Here is a 19976-nt window from a genome sequence, read left to right as displayed (position 1 = left end):
TCACGTGTTGTAACTGCCCGGCTGCCAGTTCCACACCCGCCGCCAGTCCTTCGGCAGGTTCGCGAAGCGCGCGAGGGTCAGATCGCCGATCGGCAGATTGGTCCCGCCGTGCAGCGCCAGGTCCGACAGCGCCAGCCCGAGCGCGGGCGACAGGCCGAAACCGTGGCCGGCGGAAGAGCAGGCGACCAGCCCGGAGGGCGTGTCGAATGGGTGGATGAGGGTGATCTGGTCGGGCGTCACGTCAATCACGCCGGCCCAGGACCGCAGCATCTGCGCGCTACGCAGCGCCGGGAACACCTCGTAGAGCCGCCGGGCGATGTTGCGCACCAAGGGGGTGGTCGGCTTTGCCATCTCACCGGCAATGCCGGCATCGAGCCATTCGTGGGGACCGCCGTTGACATGGATGTTGCCGCGCCTGGTCTGCCGGACCGCAAGTCCGTGGGCCACGATTGCCTGTTCGAACAACCGGGGCAGGGGGGCGGTGACGAAAGCCTCCAGCCGGACTGGGGCCACGGGAAAGTCGATCGCCAGAGGGGCCAGCAGGGGGGCATTGTGCGCTGCGGCGGAAAGCACCACCGCCCCGCCGTGGATCTCGCCTTCCGACGTGCGCACGCCTTTGACCTTGCCGCCAGCCGTCAGGATTTCCAGCACCGGCGTGCGTTCCCGGATTTCGCCACCCAGGTCCTGAAAAGCCCATGCGAAGGCCTGCGACGTGCGCTGCGGATTGGCGTGCCCCGAGCGCGACGTATGGATCCCGCCCAAAGTGTCAGCTGTCAGCGAGGGGATCAGGTCGCGGCACGTCCTGCCGTCGATGAATTCGGCGGCGATGCCGGACTCCTGAAAGCCCTGATAGGTCGCCTTCAACTGTTCAAGCTCGCTCGCGGTTATCGCGGCCCAGAGGCGTCCCTTCTGCGTCCATTCGGTCGGATAGCCCAGCTCGTCATCCAGTTGATCCCAGAGAACCTCCGAGACCTGCGCGAGATGGGCCTCGCCGGGAGTTCCGCCGGGAAAACCGGCAAAGCCCGTGGCGCGGGAGGACGCTTCATATGCCGTCGAACCCTTGTCCAGCACCAGCACGCGGGCGCCTGACCGCGCCGCTCGCCACGCTGTTGACAGGCCCACGATTCCCGCGCCGACGATGATCAGGTCATAGCCTTGCATCACTGCTCCTGACCCGGCAGAGCCTGCATCGCCTCCGGCTTGTGCAGCCAGTAGGACCATTTCTCGCGCGTGTCGCAGGTGTCGTCCTCGGCCGCGATCAGCCCCAGGTCGACCGGGCGGACCGGAAAGCGGTAGCTGCCGGGCCTGATCTCCTCGATCCCGATGCCGAAGCGCAGCGACAGCAGCAGCGCCGCCTCGTCGCGGCAGCGCTTGCCCTGGCAATGGCCCATGCCGACGCGGGTCAGGCGCTTCAGCAGGTCCTGCTGGATGCGGAGACCCGCGCCGCCGGGGCCGGTGACGGGCGATTGCGGATGGCGCAGGCTGCCGTTCAGATAGGGCGGCGGGGAGAGGCGCAGGAAATCGGCGCGAGTGATCCCCTCGCATTTGCACAGGATAACGGTGTCGCCGCCGGTCTCCACCAGGGCCTCGATCCACATCCGCAGATAATCGCCCTCCGCCCGTCCTGTGGCGGGCGTGTCGATGGGAGGACCCATCGGCCCCTCCTGGATGATGGCGTCCAGCGCAGGGCCAAGCACCGCCTCGCCGCCCGCGAAATCCGACAGCCAGATCACGCCGGGCAGGCTGGTGCGCCCGGCTGCGTCGGTCTCGGGCAGCCAGGAGCCTGCGCCGGCATCGAAGCGCAACTCGCAGCCCATGGCGGCGGGCAGTTCGATGTTCGGCAGCACGCCGATCGCGGTGCAGATCGAGTCGCAGTCCGGCACAAGGTCGGCGCCGCCCGCGACGGGGCGCAGCCGCGCCCGTTCCACCGCCTGCCGCCCCTCGGCCGCGACGAGGACCGTGGCCATATGCACCGGAATTCCCAGTGCCGCGATCTCGGCCGCCGCCGCCGGACCGGCCGCGAAGGTCTCCCCAGGCTCCACCATGCCGACGATCCGCACGCCCCGCGCCACGGCCCGGCGCACGAAATCCACCGCCCGGGCCGAGGTGCCCAGAACCAGCGTCCGCCCGCCCTCGTAGCACTGATAGGTGTCGAGGAAGGCCACCCCGGCCTTCACGCCGAAGACGCCGGGCAGCTCCGATCCGGCGAAGGAGGGCACGAAATCCCGCATCCCGGTCGCCAGCACCAGCACGTCATGCTCGACCAGCGCGTTCCCTGCCGCATCGATCAGCCCGACCTTGGGCGGGCCGATGTGCCGGGCGTTCGGCCCGTTCTGGAACGCCCCCCAGGCGATGGTGCCAAGGCGCAGGTCGATCCCGGCCTCGAAGCACGCGACCAGCGCGGGGTTGTTCTCCAGCACCGCCTGCGCGATGGCGTTCTCGTTCATCAGCGCCGCCGGCAAGGCCGCGCCGTAGAAATACGGCGCGTCGAAGGACATGCGGGCGAGGGTCTGCGGGTGTTCGTCGACCAGCGTGACGGCATGGCCGGCGGCGGCCGCCTTCAGTGCGAAATCGCCGCCCAGCCTGCTGGCGCCGACGACGGTGATCCTTCTGGCCATGGCGCTATTCCCCGGTGATCCGCGCGATGCGGTCCGTCGTCTCGGCATATTCGACGATCATGTCGTAGATCACGCTCCGGACCGTGGTTGGCCCGCTCACCCGGCCAACGATCTGCCCGGCGGCGTAGGTCATCCAGTCCTTGCGGCGCGCGCGTTCGGCGCGGCGGAATGGCTCGCCCGAGAGGATGGATTGCAGCGGCACCTGTTTCAGCGGCGCAGGGGCATCGGGGCGCAGCCAGGCCTCGGTATACTTGCTGCGCACGGCGCGGCAGGGCTTGCCGGTATAGCCGAGCGTGATCACCGCATCCTCGGGACCGGCAGCGTAAAGCACCTCGCGCATGTCGGGCGTCAGTTCGCTTTCCACCGTCCCCAGCCAGATCGAACCGCACCAGACCCCCTCGGCCCCAAGCGCCAGCGCCGCCGCCATCTGCCGCCCACGCCCGATGCCGCCCGCCGCCAGCACCGGCACCGGCGCGACGGCATCGACCACCTCGGGCCAGAGCACCATCGAGGTAATCTGCCCGGTATGCCCGCCCGCCTCGCTGCCCTGCGCCACGATCACATCGACTCCGGCCGCGACCTGCTTCCTCGCCTGATCCGCGGTTCCGACCAGCGCGCCGAACCTGATCCCGTGGTCGTGGACGCGCCTGATCACATGCGGCGGCGCGATACCAAGGGCGCTGACCACGAACTTGACCGGATGGCGCAAGGCCACGTCCAGCAGCGTCTCGCTGGTGGCGGGGCTGAAGCTGAGGTTGCGCGCGTAGTCGGCATACCAGCCCGTCACCTCGTCCTCGGGCAGGGGCGGGATGCCGTCCGCATCCAGCAGGTCATTGATGAACCTGACGTTTTCTTCCGGCAGCAGATCGCGCGGGCTGTCCGCGAAGTTCACCTCCGTCGATTTCGCGGCGAAGACCATGTCGACACCATAGGGCAGGCCGTCGATGTGGTCGTCGATCCACTTCAGTTCCTGCTCCAGATGCTCAGGCGTCATCCAGGCCGCACCAAGAACGCCCATCCCGCCCGCCTTCGAGGTGGCGACCACCACGTCGCGGCAATGGCTGAAGGCGAAGATCGGCGCCTCGATCCCGAACATCGCGGTCGTCGCGGTCTGCATGGCCGGCCTCTCGTGCGGGCGCATATGACCCGCAAGGATAAAAAGAATACCAATTAGTATGTTTAGGAGACATGCCGAGCTGAGTCAAGGCTGTTGTCGACCGTGGAGAGGCGTTGTTGCAGAACTCTAGCCGCGAAGGATTCACATCACGAATCCATGCGGTTAGACGGTCTGCATGAGCAAGCCCGCGCCCACCCGCTACCGCACGACGAATTGGTCCGACTACAACGCTGCGCTCCGCAAGCGCGGGTCGCTGCTGATCTGGTTGGACAAGGAGATGGCTTGGCACGCGCCGCATGAGGGGCGCCCAGGGCGTCCATCTGCCTGACGAACAACGCAGCCGAACGAGCCTTGCGCGGTATCGCCCTCGGCCGCAAAGCTTGGCTCTTCGCCGGTTCGCTCCGCGGCGGCGAACGCGCCGCCTTCATGTATTCCCTCATCGTCACCGCCAAGATGAACGACGTCGACCCTCAGGCTTGGCTGGCCGATGTCCTGGCCCGGCTGCCGGACACGCCACTCTCACGCCTGCCGGAACTGCTCCCCTGGAACTGGAAGCGAAGCCCCATCGCCAAAGCCGCATAACTGCGGCCTACGCCGGATGGTTACGAAGGAACTGACCACCGACAGATCATGCGAGATGTAGATGAGCGTCAGATGCCGCTCGCGCTGCAAGCGGCCCAGCAGTTCCAGAATCTGCGCCTGCGTGGTCACGTCGAGAGCCGAAGTGATTTCGTCGGCGATGAGCAGGTCAGGCCTCAGCGCCAGCGCGCGGGCGATCCCGACCCGCTGGCACTGGCCGCCGGAAAGCTGGCGCGGTTTGCGCTCGCCAAGCGCGCGCGGGTGCTGGCAGACAAATTCGAACTCGTCTCAGCAAGGACAGTGACGCTGTCCCTTATGCGGCGCAGAGCCCGCGCCACTCGGCGAGAGCGGCGGCGCGTTTGGCCTTGAAATGAGGTCGACTTGAGAGGCTGCGTTCCTGGTTGAAGTGGTTCGTGACGGAGGCGTGGACGGACGCGAACTTCTGCAGACTTCGTATACGCCGAAACCGGAGCATCGCCCGCTCCCGTCGTCGGAACGACAAGTGCGAGTTCTCGGCCCGATTATTGAGCCAGCGGCCGATCTCCTGCCGTTCCTCGACACCGAGAGCCTTCATCGCCGCCCCGTAGGATCGCAGCTTGTCGGTGACGTACAGCTCGCACCGACCATGCTTGCGCATTGCTTTCTTGAGGAATTTCAACGCGGATTTCTTGTCGCGCGTCTTTGTCACGAAGCTTTCCAGCACCTCGCCCTCGTGGTCCACCGCCCGCCACAGGTAGCGCCGCTCACCGTTGATCTTCACGAACATCTCGTCGAGGTGCCACCGCCAGTGGCTGGACTTTATGCCCTCGATACGGCGCTTCCGGATCTTGGCGGCAAACATCGGACCGAAGCGATGCCACCAGAACCGCACGGTCTCGTGGCTGATTTCGACGCCTCGCTCATGCAGCAGGTCCTCGACAGGTGTTGTTGCAGAAAGGCGGCCCGAGGTGTGACTTCCCCTTTCCCCTTTGAGCTTAGGCCGCGCGGACGATCTCGGCGGTGCCGAGGGCGTTGAAGCGGTTCATGAGGGCGACGCGGATGTGGATTTCGGCGGTTTGGCGGTCCGGGTCTCTCGCGCGATGCGCTCGCCGAAGGACTCGAGGCAGCGCATCCTGGCCTCGACGCGGCTGCGGGCGTGGTATCCCGTCCACCGTTTCCAGAACGCCCTGCCGTAGTGATGTGTGGCGCGCAGGGTTTCGTTGCGTGCTCGGGCGGCTGGGCAATCCTCCTTCCACGGTCGGCCATTCTTTCGGATCGGACTGATCGCCGTGCCGCCGCGCGCGATTATGGCGCTGTGGCAGCGGCGGGTGTCGTAGGCGCCGTCCGCGGTAACGGTGCCGATGTCTTCGTCGTCCGGGATCTGGCCCAGCAGGTCCGGCAGGACGGGGCTATCGCCTTCCCGGCTGGGGGTGAACTCGACCGCGCGGATGTCGGAGGTGGCGGTGTCCATGGCCAGATGGACCTTGCGCCATTGGCGGCGACCCTGCACACCATGCTTCCGGGCCTCCCACTCGCCATCACCGAGGAACTCGATGCCGGTGCTGTCCACGAGCAGATTCAGCGGCCCGTCGGCACGGCGATACGGGATCTGCACCTTCAGGGTCTTCTGTCTGCGGCAGAGCGTCGAGTAGTCCGGAACGGGCCAGTCCAGCCCGGCCAGGCGCAGCAGGCTGGCGACCATCCCTGCGGTCTGCCTGAGCGGCAGCTTGAACAGCACCTTGATCGACGGGCAGAACTGGATCGCCGCGTCCGAAAAGACGGGTGCGGCCGTCGTTGAGGAAGCGGGTGAAGGCGTCCCAGCGGCCTTCCTGCTCAAACATGTAGTTGATGGCCTTGGCGACGGGGTTGTGCTTCGACATCCGGGCGCGCTCGGCCCGCATCCAGTCGTGCAGGTCATCGACCATCGTGCGCACCAGCCTCTGGCGTGCGTCAAGTCGTGCTGCGGCGGTCAGGCCAGTGATCTCGCGCTCGACATCGAAGATGGCATCGATGCGTTTGACCGCCTCCAGCGCGATGGGCGATATATCTTCAGCGATCGGTCTGCCCTTCCGGGCGGTGGCCTTGATGTCGGCCAGTTCGAAGAACTTCCGCCGTGCGTGGCTCCAGCATAGCGCGCTGAACACCGGCGCGGGTTTGCGGGCCGCATCGTAAACGCCGTTGTATCCGCCATAGGCGTCGGCCTGCAGGATGCCGCTCCAGCCCGCCAGATGCCGGGTCGGATGTTCCATTCTGCGGTCGGTCGAGAAGTAATAGAGCGCTGCAGGTGGTGCCCCACCTGCAAAGGGGCGGTCGTCGCGCAGATAGGTCCAGAGCCGGGCCGTTTGCGTCCCGCCCCTGGCCATCAGTGGCACGGTCGTGTCATCGGCGTGTAGTCGTTCTGCCCCGAGGACATGGGTGCGGATCAAATCGTGGATCGGCTGTAGCGCGGCGGTGCAGGCCCCGACCTGATCGGCCAGGGTGGAGAGGCTGATCTCGACGCCTTCCTTGGCGTAGCGTTCGGCCTGCCTGTTCAAGGGCTGATGCTGGCCGAACTTCTCGAAGAGCAGCGAGCCATTGAAGGCGCCATTGGTTCGAGCCCAATGGCGAGCGCCAGCAGGTTGGGGCCGGCCCAGCTCCGAGGCGTCGGATGGAAGGGCGCAGGTGGCTGGCTGATCTTCTCGCAATCCCGGCAGGTGAACTTCTCGCGGACGGTCTGGATCACCTTCCACTGCCGGGGAATGACCTCCAGCGTCTCGGTGACGTCCTCGCCCATCTTCACGATGCGCGTCGACCCACAACAGGTGCAGGAGGCCGGGGCCTCGACCACCACGCGCTCGCGCGGCAGATGTTCAGGGAACGGCTTGCGGGCCGGACGGCAGCGTTCGAAAGCCGCAACTGTGGTCTTCGCCACGGCGGCATCCATCTTTGCCCGATCCTGCCCAAGGTCCGTCTCCAGATCTTCGAGCTGCATCTCGAGTTGTTCGATCAGCCGGGCGTGGCGTTCAGCGCTGTGGCCGAACTGCTCGCGGCGGAGTTTAGCGATCTGGAGCTGCAAGTGCCGGATCATCGCATCGGAGGCTGAAACGACGGCGCGCGCCTGTATCAGTTCATCCTCTGCCGCAGCAGCGCGCGCCTCTGCCGCAGCGAGGGCAGCACGCAGGACATCAATCTCCGAGGGGGTCTCCGACATGCCGAAGGCCTACCACAGGGATGCAAAACAGTCCAACAAAACAAGGGTCTTTTTTTGCTGTCAGCCCGCCGATGCAGGCCGCTGCGTCCAGCGCGGATTGCGCCAGTCGATCCCCTCGAGAAGATAGCCGAGCTGAGCCGCCGACACAGGAACGGCAGCGCCGTCCCGGCTCACCGGCCAGATGAACTTCCCCGCCTCCAGACGCTTCAGATACAGCGACATGCCGACCCCATCGTGCCACAGCACCTTGATCAGATCCCCCCTGCGCCCGCGAAAACAGAAGATCTCGCCACCGTGCGGATCGCGCCCCAGCCCCTGCTGCACCTTCAGCGCCAGGCTGTTCATCCCGCTGCGCATGTCCGTCACCCCGCCCGCGATCCAGACCTTCGCCCCAGACGGAAACGCGATCATGCCCGGTCCAGAACCAGCACCAGACGCGCCAGCGCCATCGGATCGATGGCGGCGTCGACCGCAAGCCTGCGCCCGTTGGCCAGCGTGATCTCGACGTGGTCTTCGCGATCGGAGGTCGGCTTGGTGGCCGATTGGCGGCCTGCCGTGCCGCTGGCATCCGTAGCAACCTGCACCGCAAGAAACTGCGAGCGACCGCCAGCAACAAGTTGACCAGACCGGAAATCCCGACGCCACCGCATCAGCAGTGCCCGCGAAATCTCGTAACGCCGAGCCGTCGCTGCGCACTGCCGAAAACCCCGAAGGCTCTCTTCGACAATCCGAACCTTCTCGGCATCCGTCCATTCCCGCCGCCGACCTTTGTCGACAACCGAGAGAACCTCGATCTGTGATCTGAACTTAGGGTCATCCATAAGGTCAGCGTCTTAGCTGACCTCAGTCCGCTGCATCAGATGGCCCTCACCGGAGGGATACGTTCCTTCTGCCAGCGGGTCTATGTGTTCCGCGCCGGCCGCATCGTCGAGGCGGGCCAGGCGGCCGAGGTGCTGAGCAATCCGCGCGAAGCCTACACGAAGGAATTGGTGGCAGCCCTGCATCGGCTGCCCGATCTTCCGGCAGGCGGTTGCGAGGCGACCATTGAACGCGGCGCGCCGATGGCGCGGACCTGCCCGCGGTAGAAGGAGTGAAAGCCGTGACAGCAAACAGCAGCCCCTGGGACCGCAATCCGCGCAACCCCGGCGCGCCGATCATTCCGCGCGGCGAATGGGACTTCCCGCCCTATCATCGCTGGACCTTCCAGCATGTCCGGGAAATGACGGCAACCGCGCAAATCTGGCGCGGATCCGGCCCGGTGCTGCCCTTGCCGGAGCGCAAAAGCGACATCGACGGGATCGAGTTCGAACTGGCCGGCCGTCGCCGGACCATTCGCGACTTTCTCGATGAAAGCTTCACCGATGGCTTCCTGATCCTGTCGCGCGGTCAAATCGTTGCCGAAACCTACATGAATGGCCTGAAGCCCTACCGCCAGCATCTCGGCATGTCGGTGTCGAAGTCGGTCACGTCGGCAGTGTTCGGCATCCTCGTCCACCGGGGACTGATCGACCCATCCGCGCCGGTGACGCACTATCTGCCGGAACTGGAACGAACCGCCTATCGCGGTGCCACCGTGCAGCACGTCCTGGACATGACAACCGGGGTTCTGTTCGACGAATCCTACACCACGCCCGGCTCGCACATGCAGAAGCTCGGTCAGGCCTGCGGCTGGTTCGAGGCAACAGAGCCGGACTGGCCGATGACGGTCTGGCAGCTCATCCTGCAACTGACCGAGCGGGAACGGCCGCATGGCGCGCTTTTCGCCTATCGGTCGATCGAGACCGACGTGCTTGCCTTCATCATGCAGCGGGTGAGCGGACGATCCCTCGCCGACCTGATCAGCCAGGAACTCTGGGCACCGATGGGTGCCGAGGAGGATGCCTATGTCACCATCGATCGTGGCGGCTACGCGCTGGCCGATGGCGGCTTCAACGCGACGCTGCGCGACTATGCCCGCTTTGCCCTGTTGCCCTTGCGCGGCGGCGAGGCCAACGGCCGACAGATCGTTCCCGCAGCCTGGATCGAGGAGACGCGGCGCGCCAACCACGCCCTGTTTCAGGGCGAGTATCGGGTCACGCTACCCGAAGGCGCCTACCACAACCAGTTCTGGATCGAGGATCCAGCACGGCGCGCCTATATGTGCCGGGGGATTTTTGGCCAGTATATCTACATGGATCCGGCAACCAATTTCGCGGCAGTCAAGCTTTCGACCTGGCCCGAGCCAGTGGATTCAGACCGTTCCATCGAGGTGCTGGCGGCGATCCATGCCATCCGCGATGCCTGCGCCGCCTGTTGATAGGGACGCCTTTGGCCCTCTTTCCCGCTTGACGAAAAAACGCCAAACAATGCCTATTCCCGGCGCGGGCACCAGTGCGACCGTACCGGGCCTTCGACCGGCTGAAACAAGGGACTGCCTCATGACTCGAGCCGACGCGCCATGAATACGGGGAAATCCCCTGCGCTGACCGTCATCGAACCACCGGTTCCGATGCATGAGCAGGTCTACCGGCAGATCGTTCATGCCCTGATGTCGGGCCACTTCGATCCCGGGCAGAAGCTGACCTACCGCAAGATCGCCGAGCAGTTCGGCACCAGCCCGATGCCAGTACGCACAGCGTTCCAGCGGCTTCAGGCGCTGCGGGCGCTGGAACTACTGCCCAACGGCAGCGTCGAGGTGCCGCTCCTGACGCGGAAGCGTTCGCGCACCAGACGGAAGCGCGCATTGCCGTCGAGCGGGCGGCGACCGAGCTTGCCGCGCCGCGCCTGAACGGCAACCATCTGCGCACGATCCGCCACCATGCCAGCGAACGGACCATCGCCGCGCGCGAGGGCGACATCGATCGTTACCTGCGCGCCAATTTCGATTTCAAGTTCGCCATCTATCGGCACTGCGGCAACGGGCATCTTCTGTTCCTGATCGAGACGCTGTGGTTGCAGGCCGGACCCTTTCTCCGCAAGCTGGTCGAGGACACGAAAATGACGGCGTCGGAGGTGCTGGATGTCGATTCCCACGAAATCGCGGTCGCGGCGCTGGAGGCGAAGAACGCCCAGAAGGCCCGTGAAGCAATCGCCAGCGACATCCGCGACGCCGCGAACTATCTGCTGAGCCACGCTAAGTTCCGGAAACCCAGTTGAACCAAATGCTGTCAGACCAATGTGAACCCCGGCAAGCGCGGCCGCCAGTCTGACTACAGCGATGCGGCCATCCCTGACCTCACCGCCAGTTCACCGAAATCAGGACCCTTCAAATTTCAAGCGGTCCCTTCGGCAGTTGAAGCTCTTTGAAGCGGCCTACAGAGCTTTAGCCTGCTGGAGCCTGCCGCCGGCCACCTTTTCGGGCTTCCTGCATTCCGTCTCGACGACCGATCCGAAGGATCGGTCGAGTTCATGCACCAGAACATCAGCGCCGCGCTGAAGGGGTTCGCCCTATGGTCCGGGACAGGGAAGCGGCTGGCTTGATCGCTGTCGCCCGAGGCCGCGCGCGACATCGTTTACAGCAGGACACACCCGGCAGGATCAAAGCCGACCGCTATCGTCTCACCCTCCTTGGCGAAGTCGCCTGCGACTGCCGCGTTGGCGCGGATCGTGACGCCCCCGCCGATGTCGACCTCATAGATGATCCGGCCGCCGAGGTATGAGGTGGAAATCACCTGACCGGTCAGGCGATTGGGCAGTCCGGGAAGATTGACCAGCAGCTTCTGCGGCCGCACGACGACGGTCACCTTGTCTCCGGGCGCGATGCGGCGGTCGGTTTCGACCTCGACCGTCTGGCCGGTTTCCAGTGTGACGGTGCCGCCCTGCGCCCGGACGCTGGCGACGGTGCCGGCGAGCATGTTCGCCTTGCCAAGGAAATCGGCCACGAAGGTGGTGGCGGGTCGGTCATAGACTTCTGCCGGAGAGCCCACCTGTTCGGCCGTGCCCGCGTTCATCACGACGATCCGGTCCGACATCGACAGGGCCTCTTCCTGGTCGTGCGTGACGAAGATGGCGGTGATGCCGGTCTGTTTCTGAATCTTCTTGATCTCGACGCGCATGTCCTCGCGCATGTTGGCGTCCAGTGCGGAAAGCGGCTCATCCAGAAGCAGGACCTCGGGCTCGAACACGATGGCACGCGCGAGCGCGATGCGCTGCTGCTGCCCGCCCGAGAGCTGGGAGGGGAGTTTCCTTTCGCTTCCCGGCAGGCGGACCATTTCCAGCGCCCTGGCAACGCGGGTCGCAATCTCGACCTTGGGAACATTGCGGTACTTCAGGCCGAATGCCACGTTGTCGAAGACCGACTTGTGCGGGAAAAGCGCGTAGTTCTGGAAGACAAGGCCGATATTCCGCTTGTAGATCGGAACGTCGTCGATCCTTCGCCCGCCGATCGCGATCTGACCTTTGGCGATGCCGACAAGGCCGGCGACAGCGCGCAAAAGCGTGGTCTTGCCGCAACCCGAAGGGCCGAGCAGCGTCACGAAGCTGCCCTTCTCGATGGAAAGCGAGAAGTCGCGCACCGCGACGAACTTGCCGTAGGAAATTTCCACATCGCTGAATTCGACAGCAGGGACATCCCCGACCGAAGCCCCGGCCATGATTGGCCGGGGCTCAGGCTGTTCTTGCAGGCGATCAGGCACCTTTGGAGATCCTGTCCCACTGCTTGGCCCACTCGTCTTCATGCGCGGACCAGTAGCCGGGATCGGCGAAGGTCAGTGCCTTCATCTCTCCGGTCGGATCAAAGGCGGGCAGCGACTTGATCTTGTCGGTCAGCTCCACCTTGGTCGGGTCGAGCGAGGGCGGATAGTTCTGCCCCTCTGCCACGGCAATCGAGGTCGCCGGATCGAGCATGAAATTGATGAGTTCCTCGCACTCGGCCATCGGCGAGCCCTTGAGGATCAGCATGTCCTCCATCCAGGCGTAGGACCCGGCAGGGTCGAGATAGCCGATCGGATGGCCTTCTTGCTGAAGCGCGGCGATACGGCCCGACCAGCCGTCCGTGACCACGATCTCACCCTTGGACAGAAGGTCCATCAGTTCCGCGCCCGAGGTCCAGTATTTCTTGACCAGGTCGCGCTGCTCACGGACCTTGGCCCAGACCGCCTCGATGTCCTCGATGTTGTTCGGGTCCTGTCCGGTGCCGAGCGCGCCATACCAGACCCGTGTGACCATGCTTTCATAGCCGCCGATCTTGCCGGCATACTTCGGATCATAGAGCAGGCCCACACCCTTTTCCTTCGCCTCTTCGGGGCTGATGACCGTGGTGTTGTAGGCGATGCCGGTGGTCCCATAGTCATAGGGAACGGCCGACAGTTTGGGTGTCATCTTGCGGAAGGGCTCGATCATCGCCTGAAGCACATTCGCCATGTTGGGAATGTTCGCCTCGTTGATTTCCGAGCTGAGCCCCGCGTTGACGTATCTTGCATAGTACTCGACACCGGACGAGTGGATCACCTGGAAGTCGCCGGGGCTTGAGGTCTTGGCCTTGGTGATGATCTCGTTTTCATCGCCGAAGGTGCCCTGCACGACACCGATGCCGGTCTTGGCGGTGAACGGCTGGAAGGCGTATTTGTCGATCGCCTCCTGGACCACGCCGCCCCAGCCGTCGAAGCGCACCTCCTTGACCTGCGCCAGTGCCTTGCCGGCCCAGGGCAGGTAAAGCCCGGCAGAAGCCGCGGCCGCGGCCGTCAGCCCGAGAAAGTTCCGTCGGTCGATCCCGCCGTTCCTGTAGCGGTCGTGCAATCGCTCCAGGCGTCTGGTGCTGGACAGTTTCATTTCGCATCCTCCCTTGGTTTGCTTCTTTTCAATCGGGCAAGCCCTTGTGCAAGCAGCCCGCCCATCAATGGAATTCCGACTGTCATCACGATCATCACCGTGCCCAGCGCGTTGACCTCCGGGCTGATCGAGGTCTTGAGCATCGAAAGTATCTGCGTGGGCATCGTCTCCACGCCCGCAGGCCGCCAGAAGAGGCTGGCCGAGGTGTTGTCGAACGAGATCGTGAATGCCAAGAGCGCGCCGGCCGCCACTGCGGGGATCAGAAGCGGCAGGGTGATCTCACGAAAGGCATCGAGCCGTGAGGCCCCCATCGACATCGCGGCCTCTTCATAGATCCGCCGCACGCCGACCATGCGCGCCTGCGCGATCAGAACGACGTAGGGAAGCGCCAGGAGGATATGGCCCAGCACAAGGATCGGCAGCGTGCGCGGCTGGTCGATCGCCTTGATCAGGATCAGAAGGCCGACGCCGAGGATGGTTTCGGGCACGAGTGCCGGCAGGATCACCAGCGTTCCAAGCATCTCCTTGCCCCGGAAATCGAACCGGACCAGCGCCAGGGAAGTCAGGACGCCGATGAAGGTCGTCACGATGGCCGTGACGACGGCGATCCAGAGCGAGGTCTTGAACGCGGCCACGACCTGTTCATTCTCGAGCAGCTTGCCATACCAGCGCAGGCTGAAGCCTGTCATCGGAAAGCCGCCGAACATCGAGGCGTTGAACGACAGCACGATCGTGGCGAGGATGGGCGCGAACATGAAGATGTAGACGCAAAGGGTGACAAGGCGGGTCAGCCGCCACGCCCACTTGCTCTCGCTGTCGACCGGCGCGCTCATCCCCCCAGACCCTTCACGATCTGCGACATGCCCATGTAGCGCGTGTAAAGAGCCGCGACGCTGCCAAGGACGATGAAGAGCACGATGGAAAGCGTGGCGCCCATCGGCCAGTTCAACTGGCCCATGATCGTGTCATAGATCAGGTTGCCGAAGAGCGCATCTCGCCCCGACCCGAGGAGTTGTGGCGTCACATAGCTGCCGGCAGCGAGCACAAAGCAGAGCAGCAGCCCCGCGGCGAGGCCCGGCAGCGACAGCGGCAACGTGACCTCGCGGAAGGCCTGTGCATTGGTGCAGCCCATAGACCGCGCGGCCGAGATCAGCGTGCGGTCGATATTCTCGAGGCTGACGTAGATGTTCAGGATCATGTAGGGCAGCAGGAAATGGATCAGGCCCATGATCACGGCGCCTTCGGTGTAGAGCATCTGCAAAGGCTGGTCGATCAGGCCAAGCCGCAGCAACGCAACATTGATCAGACCCTGTTCGCCAAGGATGTGAATCCATGAAAAGGTGCGGATCGTGAAGCTGATCCAGAACGGCACGATCAGCAGCAGCAGCAGCAGCCACTTGTGCCGAAACGCCGTAGACCAGATGAAATAGGCCGGGAAATAGCCGATCACGCCACAGATCAGCGCGGTAACCGCCCCGACGCGCAGCGTTTTCAGCAGAAAGCCGTGATAGTAGCTGTCCGTCACGAACTCATGCCAGTTCGCCAGGGTCAGCGTGCTTTCCTCGACGCCCGCCGTGATGAAGGTGAAGAACGTGTAGACGGCCATCACCAGGATGGGCAGGATCAGGAAACAGACCAGCAGAAGCGCGGCGGGCGCGACGAGCAGCCAGGCAAGACGGGGATCATAAAGCCTCCACCCCCTTGTCGGACGTATGTCAGCAGGCCTGGACACCATCGCTGTCTGAACACCCCGGCAGCCTTGGTCGAGCTGTGGCAGGTCGTTGGACCATCACATCGCGGTACGCGCCACCGGTTCCCTGTTGGTTTCTCATTGCCGCAAGGCTAGTGTGAAAGGATTGCACCTGTAAAATATCGCTTAAGGCGCAAGACATTCAAATCTGATATGTCTCGCAAGGGCGCCCGGGGCGATTGTCGGAAACCGGCGGACCGCGAGCGGCATGAGCGGCATGCGCGAAGGCGGGCAGGCAGGCGACCGCGGATGGCCTGATCACAGGTGAACAAATATGGATTTTGACAGCATGAGGGGCAGCGCGACATCGTGCCAGGACCGAACGAAGGGAGGTCGCAGATGCCTTCGCTGAAGTTTCTTGAAGCTTCCCCATCCGACACCGACTTCGCCAGGCTCTTTCGCGTACTTCACAGCCCCGATGGCTTCGTCAAGATCCACGGGCTGGGGAATGACTTCATCGTCATGGACGGCCGCAAGCACCTGTTCCGGCCGGACCCATCGCATGTTGCGGCGCTTTGCAACCGGCATACCGGCATCGGCGGCGACCAGGTGCTCGTCCTTGAAGCGCCCATATCGGATGATGAGGATGTGCGGCTGCGGATCTACAATATCGACGGCATGGAGGCGCAGACCTGCCTGAACGCGACCCGCTGCATCGCCTGGCTCATGCTGAACGAGGGCGGCGTCAACAAGACCAGGATCGGCACGATCGGCGGCATCATCGAAGGGCAGTTTGCCGGCGAAGGACAGGTGACGCTTCGCGTGCCGCCCGCACGGCTTGACTGGCGGGCCGTTCCGCTGGCCGAAAAGCGCGACACGCTCGCGCTCGGGCTGACGGCGGGGCCGCTGACGGCGCAGGCGGCGGTCAGCATGGGCAACCCCCACCTTGTGTGCCTGGTGCCCTCGCTTGACGACATCGATGTGCCGCGCTGGGCGGATGCACTGCAAAAGCACCCCCTGCTGCCCGAAGGGGCGAACGTGGGCGTCGGCGAGATCATCGACGACACGCATATGCGGCTGGTGGTGTGGGAGCGGCCCGGCATGCTCACCAATGCCTGTGGCAGCGGCGCTTGCGCAGCACTGGTGGTGGCGCGGCGGCTGAAGCTGACCTCGGCCAGCAGGATGGAGATCGCGATGCCCGGCGGCAAGCTTGTCGCCGAAGAGGCGCCGGACGGAACGCTGTTGCTGACAGGCGCGGTCGAGGTGGCCTTTCTTGGCTTCGTGCCCTGACCCGGCCGCCACCCCCGCGTGACCTGCAAGCGAGCAGATGTTGATCTGTCTCGCGGTTGCGGGCTCGCCCATGAGACGAACAGGTTCTGACCCACGCCGACCACGCTTGGCTCGCCCAATGGGAATGTCGGCATATCGCGCCGTCAGTGGAAATCCCTTGACCCCGGAATGATGCGCGCATTGCGGGGGTGGCCGGGGCTGGGCGCCGGGATCGGGTTTCGCACCTCATCGGCGCGGGAAAGCGGCGGCGCAAGGCTGCGGTCGGACAGCCGCAGCAGGGCATCGCTGCGATCGCGCAGGGCATCGGCGACGATATGGGTCACGCCAGAGGCCGGATCGCGCTGCACCCGGCCCGTCACCTGCATCAGCCGGGCGGTCATGACCACCTTGCGGAAGGCGGCCATCACCTTGGGCCAGACCACAAGGTTGGCGACGCCGGTTTCATCCTCGAGCGTGATGAAGCAGACGCCCTTGGCGCTGCCGGGGCGCTGGCGGACCAGCACCAGACCGGCCATTTGCAGGCGGCGGTTGTTGGCGACCCCGGCCAGGTCGGCGGCGCGCACGAACCCTTGCCGGGCCATGCTGGCGCGCAGAAACGCCATCGGATGCGCCTTCAGCGACAGGCGCAGCGTCTGGTAGTCGGCCACCACCTGTTCGCAGAGCGGCATCTGCGGCAGCGGCGCGGGCGGCTCGTCCCCCTCATCCCGCCCGGGCTGGAACAGCGGCAGGTCGGGGGCATCGCGCAGCGCCCTCGCCTCCCACAGGGCGGCGCGCCGGTCCAGCCCGATGGAGCGGAAGGCATCGGCGGCGGCCAGGGCGCGGATCGTGCGGCCGTTCAGGCCGGCGCGGGTGGCAAGATCGGCCAGGCTGGCAAAGGGGTCGTCGCGGGCGCCAAGCAGCCGTTCCGCCGCCTCGCGCATCATGCCGTCCACCTGCCGCAGCCCCAGCCGCAGGGCAAGGCCATTGCCCGAAGGTTCCAGCGTATTGTCCCATTCGCTGAAATTCACATCCGGCTCGCGCAGTTCGACCCCATGTTCGCGGGCATCGCGGACGATCTGGGCCGGGGCATAAAAGCCCATCGGCTGCGAATTCAGAAGCGCGCAGGCGAAGGCGGCCGGGTAATGGCATTTCAGCCAGGACGAGACATAGACCAGCAGCGCAAAGCTGACCGCGTGGCTTTCGGGGAAACCATAGTCGCCAAAGCCCTTGATCTGATCAAAGCAGCGGCGGGCAAAGTCTGGATCATAGCCGCGGGCGATCATCCGGCCGACCATCAGCTCTTCCAGTTCGCCGATGGTGCCGCGCGACCGGAAGGTGGCCATCGCCTTGCGCAGCGCATTCGCCTCGGCCGAAGTGAATTCGGCCGCGACCATGGCGATCTTCATCGCCTGTTCCTGAAAGATCGGCACGCCATAGGTGCGGCCGAGGATTTGCCTCAGTTCATCCGGGTCATGCGGCGAGGCCGGCGAAGGATAGTCCTCGGGTTCCGACCCGCTGCGCCGGCGCAGGTAGGGATGCACCATGTCGCCCTGGATCGGGCCGGGGCGGACGATGGCGACCTCGACCACCAGGTCGTAGAACCGGCGCGGCTTCAGCCGGGGCAGCATGTTCATCTGCGCCCGGCTTTCCACCTGAAAGACGCCGACGCTGTCGCCCCGGCACAGCATGTCGTAGGTGTCCGTGTCATCCGCCGGGATCGAGGCGAGGTCGTGTTCGACGCCATACTGGCGGCGCAGGATGTCAAAGCACTTGCGGATGCAGGTCAGCATTCCCAGCGCCAGTACATCGACCTTGAGAATGCCCAGTTCGTCGATGTCGTCCTTGTCCCATTCGATGAAGCTGCGTTCGGGCATGGCGGCATTGCCGATCGGCACGGTTTCGGAAAGCCGGCCTTCGGTCAGGATGAAGCCGCCGACATGCTGGCCGAGGTGACGGGGCATCCCGATCATCTGTTCGGCCAGCCGGATCGTGCGGGCCATCAGCGGGTCGGTCAGGTCGATCCCGGCCTCGCGGCTGTTGGCCTCGCCCATCGAGGTGCCCCAACTGCCCCAGACGGTTTTCGCCAGGGCCGCCGTCACATCTTCGGACAGGCCCATCGCCTTGCCGACCTCGCGGATGGCCGAGCGCGGGCGATAGTGGATGACGGTGGCGCACAGACCGGCGCGGTGGCGGCCGTATTTGGCATAGATGTGCTGGATCACCTCTTCGCGGCGCTCATGTTCGAAATCCACGTCGATGTCGGGCGGCTCATCCCGGTCGAGGCTGATGAAGCGTTCGAACAACAATTCCTGTTCGGCCGGATCGACCGAGGTGATGCCCAGCACATAGCAGACCGCCGAATTGGCGGCGGATCCCCGGCCCTGGCACAGGATCCCCTGCCCCCGCGCCCAGAGGACGATTTCGTGGACGGTCAAAAAATATTGCGGGATCTTCTTGATGCCGATGATTTCCAGTTCCTTGACCAGCAGGCCGCGCACCTTGTCCGGCAGCCCGGCGGGATAGCGCGCCGCCGCGCCGGCCCAGGTCAGCTTTTCCAACTGGCTTTGCGCGGTTTCGCCCGGCGGCACGGTTTCCTGCGGATAGTGATAGGCCAGTTCGTCCAGGCTGAAGCGGCAGGCATCGGCCAGTTCGCGCGTGGCGCGGATGGCATGGGGCCAGTCGGCGAACAGCCGCGCCATTTCGGCGGGCGATTTCAGGTAGCGTTCGGCATTGGCCTCCAGCAGGAAGCCCGCCTTGTGGATGGTGGTCTTTTCCCGGATGCAGGTCATCACGTCCTGCAAGGGGCGGCGTTCGGGAGCGTGGTACTGCACGTCGTTGGTGGCCAGGATCGACAGTCCATGCGCGCGGGCCAGCCGGTCCAGCCGGTTGATCCGCGCGCGGTCGTCGCCGCGATAAAGGTGGCTGGCGGCGACATGGCGCAGGGTCGGCAGGCGACGGGTCAGGTCCGGCAGGCGGCGGGGAAGATGGTCGTCCGGCAGGACGATCAGGTGCAGGCCCCCGGCATGGGCGGCAAGGTCGGCAAGGGTGATGTCGCAGACGCCCTTCATCTGCCATTCACCCTGCGCGTCCTGCCGCTTGCCCCGGGTCAAGAGCGTGCAGAGCCGCCCATAACCTGCGCGGTCGCGGGGATAGGCAAGGAACTCTTCTCCGCTGACCAGCCGCAACCGGCAGCCGATCACCGGGCGCAGGCTGGCCTTCCTCGCCTCGGCATGGATGCGCACCACCCCGGCCATCGTGTTCAGATCGGCCACGCCGATCGCGTCATAGCCAAGCGCATGGGCGGTGGCGGCCAGGTCGCTGGCTTCGGATGCTCCGCGCAGGAAGGAAAAGGGCGTGGTCACGCCAAGTTCCACATAGGCCGCAGGAGGATTGGGCGGATAGTCCCCGGTCAGCGTCTTGCGGTCGAGACGGTTGCTATCGGGCATCAGGCGAATATCCCGTGCAGGAACCAGCGCGGCGCGCCGCCGCGGCCATCATCGGCCAGGCCTTCGCGGTAAAGCCAGAAGCGGTGGCCAACCTCGTCCTCGACCTTGAAATAGTCGCGCAGCCGGGTGCCGGGCCGGTCCTGCCACCATTCCGGCGCGATGCGTTCGGGGCCTTGATAGCGGGTGACGCGATGAGTCAGCCGCCGCCACTGGAATTGCGCGGGCGGGCCTTCCGGCACGGCGTACAGCACGCGGATTTCCTCGGGGTGATCCAGCAGGCGTTGCGGGCGGTCGGCCTGCACCGGCGCGGCCCCCGGGCGGTCGGCCTGCGCCGCCGCGG

At 65.2% G+C, this 19976-nt stretch carries 16 protein-coding genes and 6 pseudogenes; 7 read left to right on the top strand and 15 right to left on the bottom strand.

What is annotated here, in order from left to right:
- The 3 genes from ACE3P6_RS02270 to ACE3P6_RS02260 are packed head-to-tail and all read right to left on the bottom strand — an operon-like array spanning position 1 to position 3735.
- Positions 1-1161 (bottom strand): NAD(P)/FAD-dependent oxidoreductase, encoded by a 1161-nt coding sequence (locus ACE3P6_RS02270; protein WP_374391333.1) that lies wholly within the window; start codon positions 1159-1161, stop codon positions 1-3.
- Positions 1161-2618 carry an FAD-dependent oxidoreductase gene (locus ACE3P6_RS02265; RefSeq protein WP_374391332.1) on the bottom strand — a complete coding sequence of 486 codons (1458 nt, stop codon included), beginning with the start codon at positions 2616-2618 and terminating at the stop codon, positions 1161-1163. The genes ACE3P6_RS02270 and ACE3P6_RS02265 overlap by 1 nt, the downstream gene beginning before the upstream one ends.
- A 4-nt stretch (positions 2619-2622) precedes the next feature.
- Positions 2623-3735, bottom strand: a complete 1113-nt coding sequence (locus ACE3P6_RS02260) for an NAD(P)H-dependent flavin oxidoreductase (RefSeq protein ID WP_374391331.1) — start codon at positions 3733-3735, stop codon at positions 2623-2625.
- A gap of 175 nt (positions 3736-3910) precedes the next feature.
- Here ACE3P6_RS02260 and ACE3P6_RS02255 point away from each other — a divergent pair.
- Positions 3911-4054, top strand: a pseudogene (locus ACE3P6_RS02255) (IS5/IS1182 family transposase); the annotation flags it as partial.
- Positions 4054-4317, top strand: a pseudogene (locus ACE3P6_RS02250) (transposase domain-containing protein); the annotation flags it as partial. The pseudogenes ACE3P6_RS02255 and ACE3P6_RS02250, both read left to right, overlap by 1 nt.
- On the opposite strand, the gene ACE3P6_RS02245 reads toward ACE3P6_RS02250, so the two are convergent.
- From ACE3P6_RS02245 to ACE3P6_RS02220, 6 genes and pseudogenes are all read right to left on the bottom strand, one after another.
- A complete protein-coding gene (locus tag ACE3P6_RS02245; protein WP_374391352.1) occupies positions 4255-4512 on the bottom strand; it encodes a hypothetical protein in 258 nt (85 codons plus the stop codon). The pseudogene ACE3P6_RS02250 and the gene ACE3P6_RS02245 overlap by 63 nt on opposite strands.
- Before the next feature lie 115 nt (positions 4513-4627).
- Positions 4628-5233: pseudogene (locus ACE3P6_RS02240) on the bottom strand (IS6 family transposase); the annotation flags it as partial.
- A 55-nt stretch (positions 5234-5288) separates the two neighbouring features.
- Positions 5289-6073: pseudogene (locus ACE3P6_RS02235) on the bottom strand (IS5 family transposase); the annotation flags it as partial.
- Positions 6074-6077: 4 nt separating this feature from the next.
- A pseudogene (locus tag ACE3P6_RS02230) lies at positions 6078-7483 on the bottom strand (IS66 family transposase); the annotation flags it as partial.
- Between the two features lie 60 nt (positions 7484-7543).
- On the bottom strand, positions 7544-7894 hold the full coding sequence (tnpB, locus tag ACE3P6_RS02225) for an IS66 family insertion sequence element accessory protein TnpB (RefSeq protein WP_374391330.1): 351 nt from the start codon (positions 7892-7894) through the stop codon (positions 7544-7546).
- On the bottom strand, positions 7891-8304 hold the full coding sequence (locus tag ACE3P6_RS02220) for a transposase (protein ID WP_374391329.1): 414 nt from the start codon (positions 8302-8304) through the stop codon (positions 7891-7893). The genes tnpB and ACE3P6_RS02220 overlap by 4 nt, the downstream gene beginning before the upstream one ends.
- A 39-nt stretch (positions 8305-8343) precedes the next feature.
- Here ACE3P6_RS02220 and ACE3P6_RS02215 point away from each other — a divergent pair, with 39 nt between their 5' ends.
- The 4 genes from ACE3P6_RS02215 (at position 8344) to ACE3P6_RS02200 (ending at position 10618) form a co-directional block, all read left to right on the top strand.
- On the top strand, positions 8344-8568 hold the full coding sequence (locus tag ACE3P6_RS02215; RefSeq protein WP_374391328.1) for a hypothetical protein: 225 nt from the start codon (positions 8344-8346) through the stop codon (positions 8566-8568).
- 14 nt (positions 8569-8582) lie between these two features.
- The gene (locus ACE3P6_RS02210; RefSeq protein ID WP_374391327.1) at positions 8583-9779 is read left to right on the top strand and encodes a serine hydrolase domain-containing protein; all 1197 of its coding nucleotides are present in this window, start codon (positions 8583-8585) and stop codon (positions 9777-9779) included.
- A 141-nt stretch (positions 9780-9920) separates the two neighbouring features.
- Entirely contained in the window at positions 9921-10250 is a 330-nt protein-coding gene (locus ACE3P6_RS02205) for a GntR family transcriptional regulator (protein ID WP_374391326.1), read from the top strand.
- Positions 10205-10618, top strand: a complete 414-nt coding sequence (locus ACE3P6_RS02200) for an FCD domain-containing protein (RefSeq protein WP_374391351.1) — start codon at positions 10205-10207, stop codon at positions 10616-10618. The genes ACE3P6_RS02205 and ACE3P6_RS02200 overlap by 46 nt, the downstream gene beginning before the upstream one ends.
- A gap of 356 nt (positions 10619-10974) precedes the next feature.
- On the opposite strand, the gene ACE3P6_RS02195 is transcribed toward ACE3P6_RS02200, so the two are convergent.
- Genes ACE3P6_RS02195 through ACE3P6_RS02180 form a run of 4 tightly spaced genes read right to left on the bottom strand, consistent with a single transcriptional unit; the run spans position 10975 to position 14963 of the window.
- Positions 10975-12054, bottom strand: a complete 1080-nt coding sequence (locus ACE3P6_RS02195; RefSeq protein WP_374391325.1) for an ABC transporter ATP-binding protein — start codon at positions 12052-12054, stop codon at positions 10975-10977.
- A gap of 34 nt (positions 12055-12088) precedes the next feature.
- Positions 12089-13231: an ABC transporter substrate-binding protein gene (locus ACE3P6_RS02190; protein ID WP_374391324.1), complete on the bottom strand. Its 1143-nt coding sequence runs from the start codon at positions 13229-13231 to the stop codon at positions 12089-12091.
- On the bottom strand, positions 13228-14064 hold the full coding sequence (locus ACE3P6_RS02185) for an ABC transporter permease (RefSeq protein ID WP_374391323.1): 837 nt from the start codon (positions 14062-14064) through the stop codon (positions 13228-13230). The genes ACE3P6_RS02190 and ACE3P6_RS02185 overlap by 4 nt, the downstream gene beginning before the upstream one ends.
- On the bottom strand, positions 14061-14963 hold the full coding sequence (locus tag ACE3P6_RS02180; protein WP_374391322.1) for an ABC transporter permease: 903 nt from the start codon (positions 14961-14963) through the stop codon (positions 14061-14063). Before ACE3P6_RS02180 ends, ACE3P6_RS02185 begins: the two co-directional genes overlap by 4 nt.
- Before the next feature lie 357 nt (positions 14964-15320).
- Here ACE3P6_RS02180 and dapF point away from each other — a divergent pair, with 357 nt between their 5' ends.
- Complete coding sequence (dapF, locus tag ACE3P6_RS02175) at positions 15321-16211, top strand: diaminopimelate epimerase (RefSeq protein WP_374391321.1); 891 nt, start codon at positions 15321-15323, stop codon at positions 16209-16211.
- 143 nt (positions 16212-16354) lie between these two features.
- On the opposite strand, the gene ACE3P6_RS02170 is transcribed toward dapF, so the two are convergent.
- The gene (locus ACE3P6_RS02170) at positions 16355-19636 is read right to left on the bottom strand and encodes an error-prone DNA polymerase (RefSeq protein WP_374391320.1); all 3282 of its coding nucleotides are present in this window, start codon (positions 19634-19636) and stop codon (positions 16355-16357) included.
- Positions 19636-19976 (bottom strand): annotated as a pseudogene (locus tag ACE3P6_RS02165) (DNA polymerase Y family protein); the annotation flags it as partial. The gene ACE3P6_RS02170 and the pseudogene ACE3P6_RS02165, both read right to left, overlap by 1 nt.

It is taken from the genome of Tabrizicola sp. (assembly GCF_041911175.1).
Lineage (GTDB): Bacteria > Pseudomonadota > Alphaproteobacteria > Rhodobacterales > Rhodobacteraceae > Tabrizicola.
This window is presented reverse-complemented; position numbering and strand designations above follow the sequence as displayed.

Excerpts from the sequence above, each read along its gene's own strand:
- ACE3P6_RS02170 (WP_374391320.1), bottom strand. The coding sequence starts at position 19,636 with ATGCCCGATAGCAACCGTCTCGACCGCAAGACGCTGACCGGGGACTAT.
- ACE3P6_RS02190 (WP_374391324.1), bottom strand. The coding sequence starts at position 13,231 with ATGAAACTGTCCAGCACCAGACGCCTGGAGCGATTGCACGACCGCTAC.
- ACE3P6_RS02185 (WP_374391323.1), bottom strand. The coding sequence starts at position 14,064 with ATGAGCGCGCCGGTCGACAGCGAGAGCAAGTGGGCGTGGCGGCTGACC.
- ACE3P6_RS02215 (WP_374391328.1), top strand. The coding sequence starts at position 8,344 with ATGGCCCTCACCGGAGGGATACGTTCCTTCTGCCAGCGGGTCTATGTG.
- dapF (WP_374391321.1), top strand. The coding sequence starts at position 15,321 with ATGCCTTCGCTGAAGTTTCTTGAAGCTTCCCCATCCGACACCGACTTC.
- ACE3P6_RS02260 (WP_374391331.1), bottom strand. The coding sequence starts at position 3,735 with ATGCAGACCGCGACGACCGCGATGTTCGGGATCGAGGCGCCGATCTTC.
- ACE3P6_RS02270 (WP_374391333.1), bottom strand. The coding sequence starts at position 1,161 with ATGCAAGGCTATGACCTGATCATCGTCGGCGCGGGAATCGTGGGCCTG.
- ACE3P6_RS02220 (WP_374391329.1), bottom strand. The coding sequence starts at position 8,304 with ATGGATGACCCTAAGTTCAGATCACAGATCGAGGTTCTCTCGGTTGTC.
- tnpB (WP_374391330.1), bottom strand. The coding sequence starts at position 7,894 with ATGATCGCGTTTCCGTCTGGGGCGAAGGTCTGGATCGCGGGCGGGGTG.
- ACE3P6_RS02265 (WP_374391332.1), bottom strand. The coding sequence starts at position 2,618 with ATGGCCAGAAGGATCACCGTCGTCGGCGCCAGCAGGCTGGGCGGCGAT.
- ACE3P6_RS02195 (WP_374391325.1), bottom strand. The coding sequence starts at position 12,054 with ATGGCCGGGGCTTCGGTCGGGGATGTCCCTGCTGTCGAATTCAGCGAT.
- ACE3P6_RS02205 (WP_374391326.1), top strand. The coding sequence starts at position 9,921 with ATGAATACGGGGAAATCCCCTGCGCTGACCGTCATCGAACCACCGGTT.